Raw genomic sequence first — 17,566 nt, 5'->3', positions numbered from 1 at the left:
AGCCATGGCTATCGAAGCGTACTGCGTGAAGTGCAAGGCCAAGAAGATCATGACGGATCCCGTCGAGGGCACGACGAAGAACGGCAAGCCCATCACCAAGGGCAAGTGCCCCGATTGCGGAACCACGATCTGCCGCATCGGAGCCGCAAAGAAATAGGCTGCACTCATCAGCGAAATAACGAGGCCTCGGACATACCGTCCGGGGCCTCGTTGTATTCTCTGAGCTTGGCGCAGTTCGGCCTTCGGCTCTCGCGCCAATGCTCCGACATCACCCTCTTCTCCTCGATGGGTGCTACATGATCGGTGTTGTATGACCACTGCCACATGATCCGGCTGCGGTCGGTGCCCGGTTCCCCTGCGCTCGCGAGGAAACCCGTGGGTGCGAATCGGCGCTGTATGATCGGCGCGACGCGCACTTCGTCTGGATGCCGAATGTTTCACGTGAAACATTCGGGCGTTCGCCAACAAGGCGGCCCTTCCATTCGGAAAGGGCCGCTGCATGCAAGCTGAGAGGGAAGGAAGATTCTTACAACGGCCTCGCTGCCATGGTGCTGTGGCTCTTGCAGGCGATGATCTGCAGGTCGTCGCCGTCCATGCGGTACACCAGCAGGTGGTCGTCGGCTATGCGGCGCGTCCAGAGCGACGTCTCGCCTGCCTTCAGCGGCCGGGGATCGCCGACCCCCGCACCCGCTCCGTCGGACTCGATGCTCGCGACGAGCGTCTTGACCAAGCGGTGGACATCCTCGTCCTGGCTCTTCCACGAGCGGTAGTCCGCCCATGCCTCGGGGGCCCACGTCCTCATCCGGTCGTCTGACTCGTGCATTACCCCGCGTCCCTCGTCAAGGGCCTCCACGTTGCGTTCGATGCGAGCCAGATCCTCGGCGCTGCACCCCGCGTCGGCGGGCAGGCCGAGCGGGAGCCGGCCTTCCTCCACCGCCTTCTTGGCGAGCACGATGAACGCCGTGGTCACGTCGATCCCCAGGTCGTTGCACATCTCCCCCATCCGATCCAAGGTGGCGATGTCGAGGGGCACGTTCACCACGCCGATACCCGCATCCTCAATGATCTTGGCAATCGCCGCAGACTGCGCCAGGGCGCCTCCCCCGCGGGACAGGGTCGCGGCAGGCACGGGGAAGGCCCCGGGCAGCATCTTCGCGTCGTCCAGGTTCGCAGAGGACGCGCCCCCGGCAGGCTCAGGCTGAGCGGCGCCAGCATCGCCGCCGTCAACCGACGGGCCTTCGCCTGATGCGGGCAGCGAGCGATCGTCTGACGGGACTTCCGCATTGCTTTCCTCGGTGATCTTCAGCCCTTTGGGGATGAGCTTCCACACGACGATGGCCGTCACCAAGATGATGATGCCGCCCGCGAGGCACGTCACGACCAGGGACTGGTTGAACGCGTCCGCACCTCGTTGGATCAGCTCGGGCATTCCGAGCATGTTGCCGATCTCGGTGGTCGCCGCGAACGACTGCTTCGCGGCGTTGATCAGCTGCCCGTCCAGGCCCATGGCGCGCAGGGCGCCGGTGCCGAGCTCCGAGCGGTAGATGATGGAGGCGAGGCTTCCCAGGATGGCCACACCCAGCACGTTGCCCAGGTCGTAGGATATCTCCTGGAGGCTGCCCGCGCTCGACGCCTTCTCAACGGGCGTCTCGGCCATGATGAGCGATGCGCCGATTGCCAGGGCGCCGGTTCCCAGGCCCACCAGGCAGGTGGACACGATGACGACGGTGAGGGAGAGGTCGTCCTGGAAGAAGAACATCATGAGCATGGCCACCGAAGCGAGTCCCAGGCCGGCCGCCACCACGTGCCGCGCCTGATAGCGCATGGCAAGGGCGGCCGCGCCCAAGCTCGAGATCAGCGTGGCCACTGACATGGGAATGAGGTGGATGCCCGATTCGAGCGTGCCGTCGCCGTTGACCAGCTGCAGCCACTGGGCCAGCATGTACAAGAGCACGGCCAGGGCGAACGTGCACGCCATGGTGGCGATGACGCCGGCCGAGAACGTCCGGCTGCGGAACAGGGAAAGATCGACGATGGGATGCGGCGATTTCAGGCATCGGAAGACGAACAGGGCCATGAGCGCCAGGCCGCCGAGGGTTGCCGCCGCGCCGGGAACGTCGAACGCGAGTTCGGCCGCAAGGTGCTTGATGCCCCACAGAAGCGCTACCATGCCGGCGAGGGCAAGCACCGACCCCAGAACGTCGAAGCGCCCGGGGTTCTTGAGCTTCACCTCCGGCATGGCGAACATGCCGAGCAGGAAGGCGACGCCCACGATGGGCACGTTCACGAGGAACGCCGAGTGCCAATTGAAGTGTTCCAGCAGAAAGCCGCCGATGAGCGGGCCGGCCGCCATGCCGATGGCGCTGATGGCCGACCAAGCGGCCACGGCTATCGCGCGCTCCTTCGAATCCGTGAAGATGCTTCGGATCATAGATATGGTGATGGGCATGATCATCGCACCGCCGATGCCCAAGAAGGCCCGGATGGCAATCAGCTGGCTCGCGTCGTTTATGAACACGACCAGCACCGATCCTATGCCAAAGATCAGGAAGCCTGCGAGGAGCATCTTCTTCCTGCCGAACCTATCCGAAAGCGAGCTGGTGGCAACGAGGAAGCCCGCCAAGACGAGCGAGTAGACGTCGACCACCCAGAGAAGCTGGTCTGACGAGGGACTGAGGTCCCGGGTGAGCTCGGGCAGCGCGATGTTGAGAACGGTGAGGTCGATGGCGACCACGAACTGTCCCAACAATATCGCGATGAGAGCTGTCCACAAACGGCCCTTCGAGAGCGTTTGCGGCTTGATAACAATAGAATCATCCATAATAGGTGTACCTTCCTACCGGTGTTCTCTCAGATACGTTGCTCTCCTTCTTGGCGCTTACAGCTCTATGCTGTCCACGACGCCGTTGATGTCCGCCTTGTCGCCCACGACCGCGATCTCGTAGAGCGTGTCGGTAGTGACGACGTAGGCCGCCTTGCTCTCGTACTTACGCTTCTGACCCTCAATGTCCTTGACGAAGCTGTACTCGTACACCGTAACCTGGGCACCATCGATCACCTTGGACTTCTCCTTGTCGATGCTCCACGCGGTAATTCCATACTTCTTCTCCAGATCGGCCTGCTTGGCCGCGATGGCCTCGGCTGCCGTGCGGGCGACGGGCTTGGCGCTCTCGGCCTTCTCAGCCGGCATGGCACCCTCTTCCTCGATGACCTTGCCCTCTTGCTCGGCGGCCCCGACCTGTTCCTCGACAACGGCGGCCGTCGGCGCGCCAAGCTTCTCGTAGCTGATAGTCAGGCTGTTGCCCGTCTCGTCCTCATCCAAGTCCTCGTTGTCCTCCGTGAACACGACCGCTCCGCTCGAGCCGTTGCCGCCCGGGCTTTCCAGCCACGTTTTCGGGACCTTGAACGTTATGTCCTGCACGGTCACTTCGCGGTCCAGACTCGCTCCGCAGCCGGCGAGCGCGCAGGCGGCAAACGCGGTCAAGGCGAAAGCGGCTGCCAGGGTGCCTATCCTCTTCATGTTCATCGACCTCTTCTCCCTTCGAAAACCCTTGGAACTTAGTTAATGTACTTATGTACACTACAAAGCATAGCAGCTGGAGAGTTAATGTTCAAGTGTACATTAAGAAAAATTTCGATTAGAATGGGATCACGGAGACAGCAGTAAGACAGCGGACGGCACAGGAGGTTGCCCGTGGAAGAAGACACGACGAAGACAGAGAGGTCCGGGAAGAAGCCGAAGAAGCGCGCGCCGCGAGACCCTGCCGGTCGACGGCAGGCCATCATCGACGCCGCTGCCAACCTCATAGCACGCGAGGGGAGCAGTAAAATCACCAACAGGCGGGTGGCGGAAGAGGCCGGCGTGCCCTTGGGCTCGACCACCCAGTATTTCAAGAGCATCGACGAGTTGCGCCGCGAGGGCTTAGCCGAGGTCGCCCGCAGGATCGAGCACGAGTACGACGAGGCGTTCCGCGTCACCGAGCAGGGAATCCAGAACGCGACGGCGCTTGCCGATTTCATCAACGAGTATCTCTCGGACCAGCAGCGGGTGCACGCCGACGCCGCCCTCTATGCTGCGGCGATCGAGGATCCCGAGGTGGAGGACATAACAAGGAGCGCCTTCGAGTCGTTTTTGCGCAGGTGCGCGCCGTTCATGGACGAGCAGCGCGCGAAGATCCTCTGTGCGTTCATGGAAGGCGCCATCATCAACTCCTGCTTCATGGGGGTACCCTACGACCGCGAAACCATCCAGAAAGCCGTGAGCCTCATATTGAAGGACGCTGAAGTATCATCTTAGGCGTCGAAGGGCGCGCTCACGAGCGGCGCCCTTGCTCGCCCGCGGCGTTTGTGCCATCCTCTTCTTTTCAGCACCTTGGAAGGAAGCGGGCCTATGGTTGAGACGAACGGCAATCAAGAACAAGCCGCCGAGCAGCTTCCCAAGGAGCACGCCATCATCAAGCTGTCGAGGCAGTCCCTCGTCAACCATTTCGTGACGCGAAACATGGACGTCGCATTGGCGCACATGGCCGACGATGTCGAATGGCTGGGACCGTTCGCTTGCCAGACTGCCTCCAGCAAGAAGGCCATGCAGGACATTCTCCGCCCCGAATACGGCATCCGCCTGGCCTTGGCCGACGAGCGATGGCGCGCACGCAAGCGGGCGGGCACGTGGATTGTTTCGGCCTGCTACACGCTACTGGTCGTGTCGACCGACGGAGAGCGGAGCATTCCGTTCGAGCAACGCGCGACCTACGTTTGGGCCCCGACGCCGGACGGACCGCGCATCGTGCATCTGCACGTCTCGAACACCACCGATGCGAACACGCTTCTGCCGTCGCTCGACACGGGGAAGAACGCCATCGAGTTCCTCTACGAGCATTTCGATGACCAAGGATCGGGCACGGGGAAAATCAGCTTTCGCGACATCGGCGGAGACCTCCATGTCCTGCACCCCAACGAGCTGCACGCCGTCGAGTCCGAAGGCCCTCGATGCGTCGTCAAGCACGCCCACGGCGAGTTCACCGTGCGCGCGGCGTTGGCGGACATCGAAGAGGAGCTGCCCGCGCGAGACTTCCTGCGGCTTCACCGCAGCTGCCTCGTGCACCGGGGCCGCATCGTCAGCATCGAGGGCTATCGGGCCAAGCTCGACGACGGTTCGGAGTACCCCATCGCCGAGCGGCGCTATCGAAGCGTCAAGCAAGCGCTCGCCGCGCCGCGTGCGCAGTGCTAGAAAGCACGGCCCCTCCCCGCCTGTCGTCTCCGGTCGACAGCGGCACTCGGCCGTGATACCGTAGCGGATCTGCTTGCGCGAACGAACACCCGCCGAGGCGCAACGAATGACCGCGTCGAGCATGCGAGCACCGCGCGTCTCATGCAGGGAGCACCGCGTTCGTTTCGCAAGGCGGGGCGTTCGTGTTGCCGGCATCAAGACAAAGGTCGCTCGAACACGTTGCCCTTCTATACTGGACCGCATGGTCGAGCCGCTCGTCTCGAAGCGGTGAAGCAAGTGCGCGAAGAAGGAATCGCTCATGAAGAAGCCCTCCTGCAACCCGTTCGGCGCTCTTGGACGCGCCGCGCTCGCCCTCGCGTTCGCGGCGACACTGCTCCCCGTTCCCGCCTTCGCCGAGCCCGACAGCGCCGCCGATCCCGCCGGCACCGGCTCGAGCGCCAGTGTCGGCACGCTCCAGCCGCTCGGCCGCATGGTGGAAACCGAGCGCGGGCCTGTGTTCAGCCTCAACGACCCCTCCCTGCTGAACCCCGCATCGGGGGCCAACGCGCTTGCGGCCCTCCCCGACTCCTACGACCTGCGCACGGCGGGAGCGGGTGGGGCGAGCCTCTCGACCAGCGTCAAAGACCAGTACCCCTTCGGCGACTGCTGGTCGTTTGGCGCACTGTCGTCGCTCGAGTCGAACCTGCTGGTCACGGACCATGCCACAGGCGCTCCCAGCAGCCCCGACCTGGCCGAGCGCCATCTGGCATGGTTCGCGTACAACGGCGCGGACGACAGCGCCGACGACAGCCGGTGGGCGGGCGGCGACACGTTCCTCAACACCACCGGCCGATCCGACTACGACGCGGGCGGGGCTCGAAACCTGTCCGCCGCCACGCTCATGCGCTGGTACGGCGCCGTGGACGAGCAGAAGGCCCCGTACATCAACGATGCCAGCATGGGCGCACCGGACGCCGCCCTGCGCAACCAGTCCGACGTGCACGTGCAGAACGTCATGTTTCTTCCCGAGCCCAACGTGTACACCTGGCAGGAGCACGAAGGCGGGTCGCCCACCTTGGAGCACCGTCGCGATCCCAGCGCCGTCGACGCCATCAAGACGTGCCTCATGGAAAACGGCGTCGTGGACGTGTCGTTCTACGCCGACAACGCGATCACGAATAATATGACGGGGCGGGGCACGTGGAACCCCGCAACGAGCGCCTACTTCTACAGCAAGACGGCCGACAACGCCGAGATGCTGGCGAATCACGAGGTGAGCATCATCGGGTGGGACGACAGCTTCCCGAAGGAGAAGTTTTCCACCCAACCGGAAGGCGACGGCGCTTGGATCGTCAAGAACAGCTGGGGCTCCGGGACGAGCGGCCACCAGGACGGCTGCTTCTACCTGTCCTACTACGACACCAGCTTCTCGAATCCCACGTCTTACCAAGCAGAACAGGCAACCTACGACGCCGACGGCACCGACCACGCCTACGACGGCATCTACCAGTACGACGGGGTGGGCGTCGGCGAGACGGGGTTCAGCAACACCCAGCGCATCCAGTTCGCCAACGTATTCGAGGCGCGCGGCAGCGAGACCGTGCAGGCAGTCAGCGTGTTTCTACCAACGGCCTGCTCCCAAGTGGACATCACCGTCTATCGCAACCCCACCGGCCTGACCGACGGCGGGACGCTGAACCCGCAAAGCGGCACCCTGAAGTGGCATACGACGCTTACCGGGGCCAACGCAGGCTACACCACCATCGACCTGGGCAGCGATGCGTTTCCCGTCATCGCGGGCGACACCTTCTCGGTGGTCGCTTCCGCACAGGAGCCCAACGGGAACTACCTCATGCTCGCCGAAGTCGACGATGCGAGCCAAGAGTATGCCGCCATCGACTGCGCGGCCGGCCAAACCTACTACACCGAGGGGACGTCCGACTGGCACGACATGGCCCGCGAGAACCTGTTCGAAGACGGGGCCGGCTACACGGCGGGAAACGCCCTGCTGAAGGCGTACACCACCGAAACGCCCGCCGGGCCCGACACGCCCATCGCCATCCTGCACACCAACGACGTGCACTGCGGCGTCGACCAGACCTTCGACGAGGACGGCACGGCTACGAGCATCGGCTACGCCGGGGTTTCCCAGGCGCTCAAGGACGCGGAAGCGGCCTACGGCGCCGACAACGTCACCCTCGTGGACGCGGGCGACGCCGTGCAGGGCAAGCCCCTGGGAACGCTCTCGCAGGGTGCCGACCTGGTGGATATCATGAACCAGGTCGGCTACGACCTGGCCATACCCGGCAACCACGAGTTCGACTACGGGATGGATCAGCTGCGCAGGCTCGTCGACCGTTCGAACGCCACCTACCTGTCGTGCAACTTCGACAACCTGGAAACGGGCGCAACCGAGTTCTCGCCTTACACGATCGAAACGTACGGCAACGTGCGCGTGGCCTACGTGGGCATCTCCACGCCCGAGTCGCTGACCAAGTCGAACCCGGCGCACTTCAAGGACGCGAGCGGGACCGACGTCTACGGCTTCTGCGAAGACGAGACGGGGCAGATGCTCTACGACCGCGTCCAGCAAACCGTCGACGAGGCCCACGCGAACGGAGCCGACTACGTGGTGGCCCTCGGACATTTGGGCCAGTCGGGCGTCGCCGCCCGTTGGCGCTCGGACACCGTCATCGCGAACACCACGGGCATCGACGTGTTCATCGACGGCCACTCCCACGAGCAGTACGAACAGCGCGTCGCCAACAAGGCGGGCAGGGACGTGCTTCTGGCGCAAACCGGCACACAGCTGCAAACCTACGGCGAGGTGATCATCCATCCCACGACGGGGAAGATCGAAACGCGTCTAGTGAAGCCTCCCGTGGCGCAGGACCCCGACACCGCCGCCTTCATCAAGGACATCGAGGACAGGCTGAGCAAAACGCTGGACAAGGTGGTCGCCCGCACCGAGGTCAAGCTGGTGGCCGTGGAGAGCGACACGCAGCATAGCTGGGCCGTGCGCATGCGCGAGACGAACCTGGGCGACCTTGCAGCCGACGCCGTGCGCGCATCGCTCGGCGCCGACATCGGCTTCATGAACGGAGGCGGCATCCGCTCCGACGTGGCCGTGGGCGACATCACGTACGGCGACGCCATCGCGGTGCTGCCGTTCGGCAACACGCTCTGCAAGGTGGAAGCCACCGGCCAGACCATCGTCGACGCGCTGGAAATGGGCGCGCGCCTCTACCCCGAGCCCAACGGCGGGCTGCTGCAAACCTCGGGGCTCACCTACGAGATACGTTCCGATATCCCCTCGCCCGTGAAGCTGGACGAAAAGGGTGTGTTCGTGGGCATCGAGGGCGCGCGGCGCGTGCAAAACGTGCGCGTGGGCGGCGAACCCATCGATCTGGGCAAAACCTACACCGTCTCGTCCATCACCTACCTGCTGCAAGACAGCGGTGACGGGTTCTCCATGTTCAAGGATGCGAAGGTGCTCGTCTCCGAGCAGGGCTTGGATTACGAGGCGCTCATCTCCTTCATCAAGGACGATCTGAGCGGCGTGATACGGGCCGATTCCATCTACGCCGACGAAAACGGCACCGGCCGCATTCTGGTGAAAACGGGGGCGGCAGTCGAGCCCGAGCCCATCCCGCAACCCCAACCGACGCCCAACGCCACAGAAGGGGGCGCCACGCCGAAGCCCCTCGCACGCACGGGCGACACCGCAGCGCCGACGGCGGCGGCGACAAGCGCCCTGGCGCTGTCGGCCTTGACGTGCGCCGCCATCGCGACACGTGCTGTGCGGCGCCGGCGTCGCACAGCAGCCGAAACCCTATAGCTCCACCCAATCGGGGCTGTCTGCAAGAACGTTCAAGTAATAGACGGGGTCATTGACCGCCGGGTACACGTGCGCGATGTCGTTGAGCCCCCAGCTGTTGGTCGAAGAATAGAGGAACCGCCTGCGCGTATCCGAAGCAAGGTTCGGACCGTACTCCAAATCAACGAATACGCCCTGCGCGCACGTCACGATGCTCGAGACGTCCACGGCGGGCTCGCCGCACCTCAATCGCGTGAGGCATTGGCAATCGTCGGGATTGGCCAGGTAGAAGCCCGGCCCCATGCAGGGACAGTCCAGTATCGTGTCGCATGGCTCGTACAATTCAGGATCGCCCATCGAGCAGTCGCAATACAGCGACTCGTCGCTCTCGACAAGATGGCACCAGTCCTGGGGATCGAACCTGCTCCCTATCGACGAGTTCCAGTCGGACATGCCCCGGCGAAGGTTCTCCACCTCGCTGTTCAAAAGGCTCACCATGTCGTTTCCGAATTGCGACCAGCCCTCCTTTTTCTCGGGAAACTCCCCCTCGAAGACTCTGGTGAGACGCGCGAGAGAAGCTACCTGCATCTCCGACTGGGGAACGGGCAGACCGCTCCTGCCTTCCTCCTCGTTGTGCGTGACCGCGCGCCATAGGTCGAACATCACGCTGTTCAGCTGGGCGGGGTCGGCTGGAACCTCGGGGTCGGGGCTTCCGCCCACGTAGAGGTTTATCGCGTTGACCACCAAACGCTCGATATCGACGAAACTGAGAGAGTGGCAACGGGCTTCGGTCGGCGGGAGCGTGAGCGCTTCGATGACGCACCTGTCGAACGACGGGCGCCCACCCCTCGTCTGCACGACCACCGGCTCACCCGGGCTGATGCCCTGGAGCGGTAGCGTCCCGAACCCGAGGACGGCGGTTCTCAGCGCCACGCAACCCGTCGTGCCCGGCGCGCACAACAACGTGCGGTACGTGGAAGCGCTCACTCCCGCCACCGCGTCGGTCTTCTCCGACCCGAGGGAGAACGGCAGGCCGGTGGCGGAAACCCGCGCTCCGGAAGCATCGACCGGCTCGAGGTACGCGTCGTAGATGCGATCATGCGAGCCGTCTTTCACGCAGGTCACCGGGTAGGTTGCTGCGGTCAGCGAACGTTCGACCGCCGTCTCCCCAAGCCGGTATGCCGCGCGAACCATCAGGCCCCCCGTGCCGGCCAAGCCGCTCAACTCGGCCAGGCGCACCTCGGCGAGCCCTTCCATGCGTGCGAGCGCCAGCGTCAGGCCCGCCAAATCGAGCGCTCCCACGGCAACCGGGGGCGCGGCGTATGCCTCGAAGAAGGAAGCAATGTCGAACAGCAGGTTGCGATGCTGCTTGTCCCAGTGCACGAACGCCGGGCCGTCGGTCCAAGGCCGCCCGACCAGCTTCCCTGCAGCAGCTTCTGCGCGTACCCATGCGACGAACTGGCCGCAGAACCGCCGGCTTGCCTCCTCCTCAGTGCTTTCCTGCGCCTGCACCGCCTCGGCCATCCGGATGGCGGGAAGGGTCGGCAATTCGCCTTTCCCCGGCTCGTTCGACCACCGCGGCAACGGGCGCGCGGCCAGCACGTGCACCTCGTGCTTGGTGGAGCCCAGCAGCTTGTCGCCCGCGCGCCATTGGAAAAGCACGTTGTGGGACCCGAGGTCGGCGGCTCCCAGGGCATGGTGCGCCAGGGGGAAATCGACCGTCACGTCGCCCACGGCTGCAAGGGTCACGTTCTGCGCATCGAGCGACCCCAACAGCCCGTCGCCCTGGGCCGTCGCCTTCACCTGCACCGTCGTCGGAGCATCGAGCGCCGAGACGGCAAGCGTCAGGCGCAGCACCGGTCGGGCATCCGCGCCGACGCGCCAGTACGCCGACTGCGATGCGGTGCAGCCCTCCGTCCACTCGGGTAGCACGGGCGAGGCATCGAAGTCCGGGCGGATGCACACCGCGCCGCAATCCTTGGAGGCGTCCGAGTAGAAGGCGAGCGACTTCAGCGCGATCGTGGCCCCTTTCGTCTTGCTCTCCCGGGGGTCGGGAGAAGGCCGGGCGGCAAGGGTAATAGTGGCGATCGCGGCCGCTGCGGCGATCGCTTTCGATACCTTGCTTTTTGCGACGGGCGACAATATGCGCACGTATCTGAGAAAACGCGCGATCCGGTACGGGTTCTGCCAGCGCGCGCCCGATAGGTAGAAAGCCTCGAAAACGGGCCACAGGGCCGCCACGCCCGACACTGAGGCGAATATCCCTATCAGCACGTCGCGAGTCACGGAGCCCTCGTCCTCGATGGATTTCATGCGCGCATCGGCGGCAAGCGTCACGTAGAGCGCCTTCGCCATCGAGCCGTTCAGCTTGCCCTGGCCGCCGCCGCTGAACCCCGACACCGCCTCTTGGCCGGTGAGCGCCTTCACGGTTTCCAGCAGCACGGTGGCGGCCGCGCGGCTCTCCCATTCCTCCACGTCGGTCATGCCGGTGGCTACGTCGGGCAGGGCGAATGCGAGCGTGGGCGGATTCGGATCGAGCACCGTGTTCTCGCGCAGCGCCACGGCCGCGCCGCCCGCGTAGAGCATCTGGCCATCGAGCACGACTTCGCGCGGCGCTTCGTCGGAAAACAGCCACGACGCCGCCACGCCATCGTCGAAGCGATACGGCGCCACGTCGGCATAGCCGGCCAGCCGATCGGCGTCGAGCGCCCGATCGAACACCGTCACCGCATCGATGAACCCGGGGAAACCCATGACCGCAACGCCGGCAGCGTCGGGCGCGTTGCCAATCATCACGTCGGCAGGCTCCGTGCGCGCAAACGGCGCCGCCAACGTCGCGGTGCCCGTCGGAACGCCGTCGACGAAGAACGCGGCCTGCGCGCCCGATACGCTGACGGCGAGGTCGCTCCACTCGTTGACGGGCAATGTGGCATCGAACGCGAATCGCTCTCCGCCGATGAGGCAAAACGGCTTCGTCTGCTGCTCCGTCACGCCCAAGGCGAACCCCTGCGCATCGCCAAGCGCGCCGTTCGCGAACACGTAGCCGTCGCCCATCTCGGGCGAGACGGTGGGAAACACCTTCGCCAGAACCGTGAAAGCGCCCGTTGAAAACGCGCCCGGGTTCGCCGTCGTGCGCGGCGCCAGCACCGAGCCGGCCGTTCCCGTTCGCAGCGCCGGCACGAGGTTGACCACGTCGCAGTGGCCCACCAGCTGCAGCGGCAACGCGTGACGCCCTGCGTCTCGCGGGTCGAACGCGTCGAAGTCGGCGCAAAGCTCCAGTTCGCCGTCGGGCACCACGTGCTCTATCTGGTTGAACCGCACCTCGTCGTCGGTGAAGGAGCGCGCCGCCAGCGTGACTTCCTGCACGTAACCGTCCAGGTCTCCCATCTGCCAACGCGTCTCCCCATCCACGAAGCGCTCGCCCGTCGCGTTCGCCTCGTAGACGGGGATACCCTGGATGTACAGGCGCAACACCTCCCCATCGTACACGGCGTCGATGCGGTTCCACTCGTTCTCGAGCAGGTGCACACCGGCCGGATCGCTGCGATGCCGCCCCAGGTTCTTCGACTCGAACAGCACGGCGCCCCCGTCGTAGCCGAACCGGAACGAGCCCGGCTGCTCGACGACGGTCTTGTCGCTGCCATTGTGCGGCACGAACACCGTGGCGCCGAGCGAGAACGCGTCGCCGCCCGAAAGCGAACGATCGGGCACTGCGGCGCAGAAAGCCAAGTCGGGAGGGGCGCACTTCAGGGCGAAGAAGCTCCGGCGTTGCGTGCTCATGAGCGCCCCCCGTTCCAGCGGCGGTTCTTCTCCTCGCACTCCGCGAGGAAGGGGTTGTCGGCAAGCGCCTCCTTGCTCTGCCCCCAGGCGAGGAACGCCTGCATGTTGTTGTCGCCCACGAGGATGTTCTCGGCGAAGAACGTGCCGCCTTCGCGCCCGGAGCCGTCCGCCGCCTCGTCGAGGCACAGGTTGTACACCTCGTCGCCCGGCACGTCCCAAATGCCGTTCAGCACGAGCGCCTCGCCGCCCGGGCCGTACAGGCGGCAGTTGCCGCGCACCTGCTCGGCCGGCAGCGTTCCCTCGCTTGTGACCAGGGGATGGTTGCGCGAGCACACGAGCTGGCGCCCGTCCACCGTGCTGAACGCCACGAGGTTCTCCTCGAAGCCCCTCACCACGTCGCTCACTGCGGCAACGCCTCCCTGAGCGTCGCGTTGCACGAGATCGCCCACACGCACGCTTTCCACCGGACGCTGCGAGCCGTCGGCCATGAGCACGCGCGTGTCCTTGCGCAGGCAGCCCCACAGCAGATTCATCCAGTCCACCTTGCCGACGTTCGCCTGCGACCGATCGGCCATCGTCGTGAGCTCGATCGTCCCAGGGTCGCCGCTCTCGTGCTCGAACTTCACTTCCATCAGCATGTCCACGCGGTCGCGTGCAGGCCAGCGCCGCGAGGGCACGTTCGCTTTCCAGTCGGGATCGAGATCGAAGCTGAAGCCACTGGCATAGGTCTTGGCCGCGTCAGGCTGCGCGACGAAATGGTGCTCCACATTCGTCTCACGCCCTCTGATTTCGTAGCGGGAGATGCCGTTCTGGCAGTCCATCTTCAACTTGAACGTGGTGATGTCGATGCGTTTGAACGAATCCTGGCGCCCTTGCTCGTCCAGCTCGAACTCGACCCAGGCGGACACGGGAGCGAACAGGCGCTGCTGGCCGTTGTAGGGATCGAACACCTTGCCCTGGTACAGGTAGTCGACGTCCTCTTCGCCCAGCGGAAAACGGTTGTAGCAGATGTTGATCGGCGCGGCCTTGCCCTGCACCCTCTTGACAGGGCTCAGCACGTGCACGGCTTTGACCCGCGTGGAAAGATACGCTTCTTCATGCGCGTCTTTGCTGGTGAGCATGGTGTTCAGGCGGCGATTGCCGGCGGTCACCCAGTTGGAGACGTAATCGATCTCCAGCACGGTGGATGAGAACTCGGCCGGATCGAAATCCGTCTCGAACACCAGCTCGCTGTGGCACGTGTCCGTCGTGGACTGCGCGAAACCGCCCACGATTTCACCGGCGCCCGTGCGCACCTCCATGTGCTCGTCGATGAAGTAGGCTGGCTCTACCAACGAGGTGACGGCGCGCACCGTGAGCCTGTTGTCCTCGCGATTCCACGTCACGGCATCGATGAGCGCGCCGTCGACGAAGTCGGTGGGCTCGCCGAGCCGGTTGGGGGCAGGCAGGTTCTCGCAGGCTTCCTGCAAAGCCCGGTACAGCTGGGGAAAGCGCTCGCGCGCTTCGTCCTCTCCGCCGTACAGGGCGAGCACGCCGTCACGGTAGAACGCGAGGTCCGAAGCATCGAGCATCACGCTGTCATCGAGGTTTCTGCGGGAACGGAGAGCGTCGAGAGCGGTCATGCGTACCGCCTCCTTTCTCGGCCGCGAACGCGGGCCTCGCATTGCGACCGCTTGGCGAACGCGCATAGATATGCGTGTTCATCATCATAGTCTCCGGCGCGCCCGCATAACCCGCGCAATCGTGTGCACGAAACGAGTGCGGCTTTTCAAGTCACGAACGCCGTCTCCGAGCTCTGCGAGGATGGGAGGGGCAAGCCCGACGGCCGCGTCCAGGCGGCTTTTCCGTCGAGTATCGAAAGCACCTGCCCCAACCGGCAATCGGATGCGAACGAACGGGGCGCTATTGGCGCATCGAAGCCGGAAGCCTCCGCGCGATGGGCAACGCGATGTTTCACGTGAAACATGTGGCGAATCATTGTCGAGATCTCTTCCGTCGCAGAGGCGTGCGTGACCTGCGCGGAAATCGACATGTCCGACCCCATCGGCTGGACCGTGCGCATGGCCGGCGGCGGTACGCCGAGCGATTTGACACGCTCAAACACGCCCTGAGACGCTAGCGCGCCCCGCCTGCGCGCAGCAGCACGCGGATCGTCGCCGCGTGCTCGTCGGTTTCAACCCGTACTTCTCCCCGATAGCGCTTCGCCATCGTGGCTACCGAGGCCAGCCCGATGCCGTCGCCCTCCCGCTTGGCCGAGCGTGCGCCGCTCGACAGCACGCCGTTTGGCGCCGCGGCGGCCAACGCGCGGGCATCGGTGGACGAGCAGTTGTTGCGCACGGAAACCAGCACGGCGCTGCCCTCGACCCGCACTTCGGCGTCCATGAAGAGCGTGCGCGCCCCGTCCGGCAACGCCGATCGGCCGTCCGTCCCCGCCCGCGCGCTCCCCGAACCCTGCGCGCCCTCCGTCGCCGCGCGCTCGCAGGCCTCCACGGCGTTCTCCAGTAGGTTCGCCATCGCCATGCAGAAATCGGCTTCGGGCAGCGGCAGGCGTTCGGGCAGCGCGAAGGCGAGCGAGACATCGGCACCGCAGGCTCGAGCCCGCTCGGCGAAATGCGCGGCCACGGAGTCTAAAGCAAAGTTGAGCGCGTAGGCGCCCGACTCGCGTTGCGCCTGGCCAGCCCCTTCCTCGTCGAGGTATGCGCGCAGGCCTCGCACGTCGTCCTTTTCGGCGAACGACCGAATGACCAGCAGCTGATGGCGGAAGTCATGGCGCGCCTTGGCGGTTTCGCGCAGGGTGCGCCGCAGGTTCTCGTAGCGCTCATGCTGCAGCTCTTCCAGCTGAGCCGCCTCGCGCAGGCGCGCGTTCTCCATGACGGTGCGCAGAGCCGAGAACAGCATGAGGTACGACGCCACCATCAGAAACGCCAGCACGCCCACCGCCAGCGCGTACAACGCGTTGGCGCCGCTCGAGAGGAACTCCACCGCGTAGGCGAACATATACAGCGCGTTCGCCGCCACAAAGAACCCCGCGGGCACGGCGGCCAAGCGCCGCCAGAGCGCGGGGTCGTCCACCTGCTCGACGCCCCAGCGGATGGTTCGCGCGAACAGCGGCGCCAGCACGAGCGGGCCCGCGGAGCACACGACGGCGTCCAGCACGCGCCGCACCCCGAAGCTCCATTCCAGCGCCACCGTGCGCAGCAGCACGTCGTAGGTGAGGATGGCGATGGCGGCGGCGGTCGCAGCGCTGAAGAACACGAACAGGCGCTTGCCCCACGGCAGCTTCGTCAGCGCGGCCAGCGACAGCAGCGACACGGCCAGCACGGGAACCGTCGCCCAGACCCCTTCCTCGCCGGCGAAGGCAGCCACGCCGATGCCGCAGGCCAGGCTGACGGCGACGACGATGCCCAGCGCCATGCCCACGGTTGCCTTGAGAGAAAAGCGCAGCCGCCCGCGCACTGCCAGCAGCATGAGAAAGAACATCGCCAGGAACGTAGGTGCATTGCGCACGACGTACCACAGAAGCCCTCCGGCAACGTCCTCTCCCATGGAAGCCTACCTCCGCACGTGGGTGAACAGATAGTCGAAATAGCGGCTGCGTGCCTCGGCGCGCGACGAGCGGCGCACGGGCAGCTTTGAGCCGTCGTCCATAAGGAAGCAGCCGTCGTCGGTGAGGTCGTCTACGTGGGCGAGGTTCGCCATGATGCCGCGGTTGCAGGCGAACAGCTGCGGATATGGCGCCACCATGTCCGCGAGCCGGCCGAACGACTGGCGCCAGCGCAGCGGCCCGTTCGCGGTGTTGAGGTTCAAGTAGTGCCCGTCGGCGGTGATGGAGCGCACCTGCGACAGCGGCACGTTGATCACGGCCGATCCGTCGTGGATGCGCAGCATGGTCTCGTCTCCGGCGAGGCGCTCGATTGCCTCGTCCAGGGCGGCGGCGATGTCGTCGGGCGTGAACGGCTTGGTCAGGTAGTGGAACGCGCGCACACGGAACCCGTCCACGGCGTGTTCGCTGGACACGGTGGTGAAGATGATGAGGCCGGGGTAGTTCTCGCGCCGCAGCCGTTCGGCGATGTCGATGCCGTTGGCGCCGTCCAGGAACACATCCAGGAACACGAGGTCGAAGGCGAGCGCGTCGGCTGTCTCGAACAGGTCGTCGCCGCCGCGGAAGCGGCATATCTCGCAGGTGCGTCCTCGCTTGTCCAGGTGGGAGCGGATCGCGTCTTCGAGGGTTTTGGCATCGGGTGCGCAGTCGTCAACGATGGCGATTCTCATCGGTCTCTTTCTTCGATACATGCCGGCAGGGAGGGGTTCGCCTGAACGGCGCATATCGGTTATGCGGCGCGTCATGGAACCTCCTTTCCATTTTGGCGGTATCGTTGAAAAGCGACGGATGTTTTCGTGCCAGATCGGCGCGTTTCGTGCCAGCCCGAATGCCGAGCCGAGCGTGCTGCGCGACCCCAAGCGCCGCTCGTCCCCCAGTATACCGCGCCTCTTCGCGAAACCGCCGCCGATGTTCAACAGGCCAGCCATCGCCATCTTGAGCGGGCGGGAGAACGGCGGCGCACCTCGCGGCGCTTCCTATTGCAGGTCCTTCAGCCCCGGCCTGTGGCCTTCGTTCAGGGTGGCAGCGTCCCTGTCTTCTCCCGCCGCTCGAGGATGGCGGCGGATGCGTTTCATGCCAGGAGGATTCGTTTCGTGCCAGAAGGCAGTTTTCGGCCTTGTACCTCGGTAAACTTTGCTTGAAGTGTGCTTTCCTGCGA

General features: G+C 65.2%; 11 protein-coding genes. 5 read left to right on the top strand and 6 right to left on the bottom strand.

Going from position 1 to position 17,566, the window contains the following annotated elements; genetic code table 11:
- Positions 1 to 4 precede the first annotated feature (4 nt).
- On the top strand, positions 5 to 157 hold the full coding sequence (locus C2L71_RS12155) for a DUF5679 domain-containing protein (protein ID WP_170042480.1): 153 nt from the start codon (positions 5 to 7) through the stop codon (positions 155 to 157).
- A gap of 369 nt (positions 158 to 526) precedes the next feature.
- Here the strand turns inward: C2L71_RS12155 and C2L71_RS09060 are convergent, their stop codons facing one another.
- Positions 527 to 2,821 (bottom strand): MFS transporter, encoded by a 2,295-nt coding sequence (locus C2L71_RS09060; protein WP_103265448.1) that lies wholly within the window; start codon positions 2,819 to 2,821, stop codon positions 527 to 529.
- A gap of 57 nt (positions 2,822 to 2,878) precedes the next feature.
- Entirely contained in the window at positions 2,879 to 3,526 is a 648-nt protein-coding gene (locus tag C2L71_RS09055) for a hypothetical protein (RefSeq protein ID WP_103265447.1), read from the bottom strand.
- Positions 3,527 to 3,694: 168 nt separating this feature from the next.
- Between C2L71_RS09055 and C2L71_RS09050 the strand changes: the two genes are divergently transcribed.
- The 3 genes from C2L71_RS09050 to C2L71_RS09040 all read left to right on the top strand — a co-directional run bounded on the left by C2L71_RS09050 (position 3,695) and on the right by C2L71_RS09040 (position 9,047).
- On the top strand, positions 3,695 to 4,297 hold the full coding sequence (locus C2L71_RS09050) for a TetR/AcrR family transcriptional regulator (RefSeq protein WP_103265446.1): 603 nt from the start codon (positions 3,695 to 3,697) through the stop codon (positions 4,295 to 4,297).
- 93 nt (positions 4,298 to 4,390) lie between these two features.
- A complete protein-coding gene (locus C2L71_RS09045; RefSeq protein WP_103265445.1) occupies positions 4,391 to 5,230 on the top strand; it encodes a LytTR family transcriptional regulator DNA-binding domain-containing protein in 840 nt (279 codons plus the stop codon).
- Between the two features lie 298 nt (positions 5,231 to 5,528).
- Complete coding sequence (locus C2L71_RS09040) at positions 5,529 to 9,047, top strand: 5'-nucleotidase C-terminal domain-containing protein (RefSeq protein ID WP_103265444.1); 3,519 nt, start codon at positions 5,529 to 5,531, stop codon at positions 9,045 to 9,047.
- On the opposite strand, the gene C2L71_RS09035 is transcribed toward C2L71_RS09040, so the two are convergent.
- On the bottom strand, positions 9,042 to 12,806 hold the full coding sequence (locus C2L71_RS09035) for a LamG-like jellyroll fold domain-containing protein (protein WP_103265443.1): 3,765 nt from the start codon (positions 12,804 to 12,806) through the stop codon (positions 9,042 to 9,044). The genes C2L71_RS09040 and C2L71_RS09035 overlap by 6 nt on opposite strands.
- A complete protein-coding gene (locus C2L71_RS09030; RefSeq protein WP_103265442.1) occupies positions 12,803 to 14,428 on the bottom strand; it encodes a Hint domain-containing protein in 1,626 nt (541 codons plus the stop codon). The genes C2L71_RS09035 and C2L71_RS09030 overlap by 4 nt, the downstream gene beginning before the upstream one ends.
- A gap of 342 nt (positions 14,429 to 14,770) precedes the next feature.
- On the opposite strand from C2L71_RS09030, the gene C2L71_RS12045 reads away from it, so the two are divergent.
- Positions 14,771 to 14,917: a hypothetical protein gene (locus C2L71_RS12045; RefSeq protein ID WP_157938960.1), complete on the top strand. Its 147-nt coding sequence runs from the start codon at positions 14,771 to 14,773 to the stop codon at positions 14,915 to 14,917.
- 4 nt (positions 14,918 to 14,921) lie between these two features.
- Here the strand turns inward: C2L71_RS12045 and C2L71_RS09025 are convergent, their stop codons facing one another.
- Both C2L71_RS09025 and C2L71_RS09020 read right to left on the bottom strand, forming a co-directional pair.
- Positions 14,922 to 16,352 carry a sensor histidine kinase gene (locus C2L71_RS09025; RefSeq protein WP_103265441.1) on the bottom strand — a complete coding sequence of 477 codons (1,431 nt, stop codon included), beginning with the start codon at positions 16,350 to 16,352 and terminating at the stop codon, positions 14,922 to 14,924.
- Positions 16,353 to 16,358: 6 nt separating this feature from the next.
- On the bottom strand, positions 16,359 to 17,078 hold the full coding sequence (locus C2L71_RS09020; RefSeq protein ID WP_103265479.1) for a LytR/AlgR family response regulator transcription factor: 720 nt from the start codon (positions 17,076 to 17,078) through the stop codon (positions 16,359 to 16,361).
- Between the last annotated feature and the right edge of the window lie 488 nt (positions 17,079 to 17,566).

Origin of the sequence: Enteroscipio rubneri (assembly GCF_002899715.1) — a bacterium.
GTDB classification, from domain to species: Bacteria; Actinomycetota; Coriobacteriia; order Coriobacteriales; family Eggerthellaceae; genus Enteroscipio; species Enteroscipio rubneri.
Note: the sequence above shows the minus strand (reverse complement) of the source record. Positions and strands in the feature narration are given on the sequence as shown.

Bases quoted from the DNA above. Each gene is read 5' to 3' on its own strand.
- C2L71_RS12155 (WP_170042480.1), top strand. From the start codon at position 5: ATGGCTATCGAAGCGTACTGCGTGAAGTGCAAGGCCAAGAAGATCATG.
- C2L71_RS09060 (WP_103265448.1), bottom strand. From the start codon at position 2,821: ATGGATGATTCTATTGTTATCAAGCCGCAAACGCTCTCGAAGGGCCGT.
- C2L71_RS09055 (WP_103265447.1), bottom strand. From the start codon at position 3,526: ATGAACATGAAGAGGATAGGCACCCTGGCAGCCGCTTTCGCCTTGACC.
- C2L71_RS09045 (WP_103265445.1), top strand. From the start codon at position 4,391: ATGGTTGAGACGAACGGCAATCAAGAACAAGCCGCCGAGCAGCTTCCC.
- C2L71_RS09040 (WP_103265444.1), top strand. From the start codon at position 5,529: ATGAAGAAGCCCTCCTGCAACCCGTTCGGCGCTCTTGGACGCGCCGCG.
- C2L71_RS09035 (WP_103265443.1), bottom strand. From the start codon at position 12,806: ATGAGCACGCAACGCCGGAGCTTCTTCGCCCTGAAGTGCGCCCCTCCC.
- C2L71_RS09030 (WP_103265442.1), bottom strand. From the start codon at position 14,428: ATGACCGCTCTCGACGCTCTCCGTTCCCGCAGAAACCTCGATGACAGC.
- C2L71_RS12045 (WP_157938960.1), top strand. From the start codon at position 14,771: ATGTGGCGAATCATTGTCGAGATCTCTTCCGTCGCAGAGGCGTGCGTG.
- C2L71_RS09025 (WP_103265441.1), bottom strand. From the start codon at position 16,352: ATGGGAGAGGACGTTGCCGGAGGGCTTCTGTGGTACGTCGTGCGCAAT.
- C2L71_RS09020 (WP_103265479.1), bottom strand. From the start codon at position 17,078: ATGAGAATCGCCATCGTTGACGACTGCGCACCCGATGCCAAAACCCTC.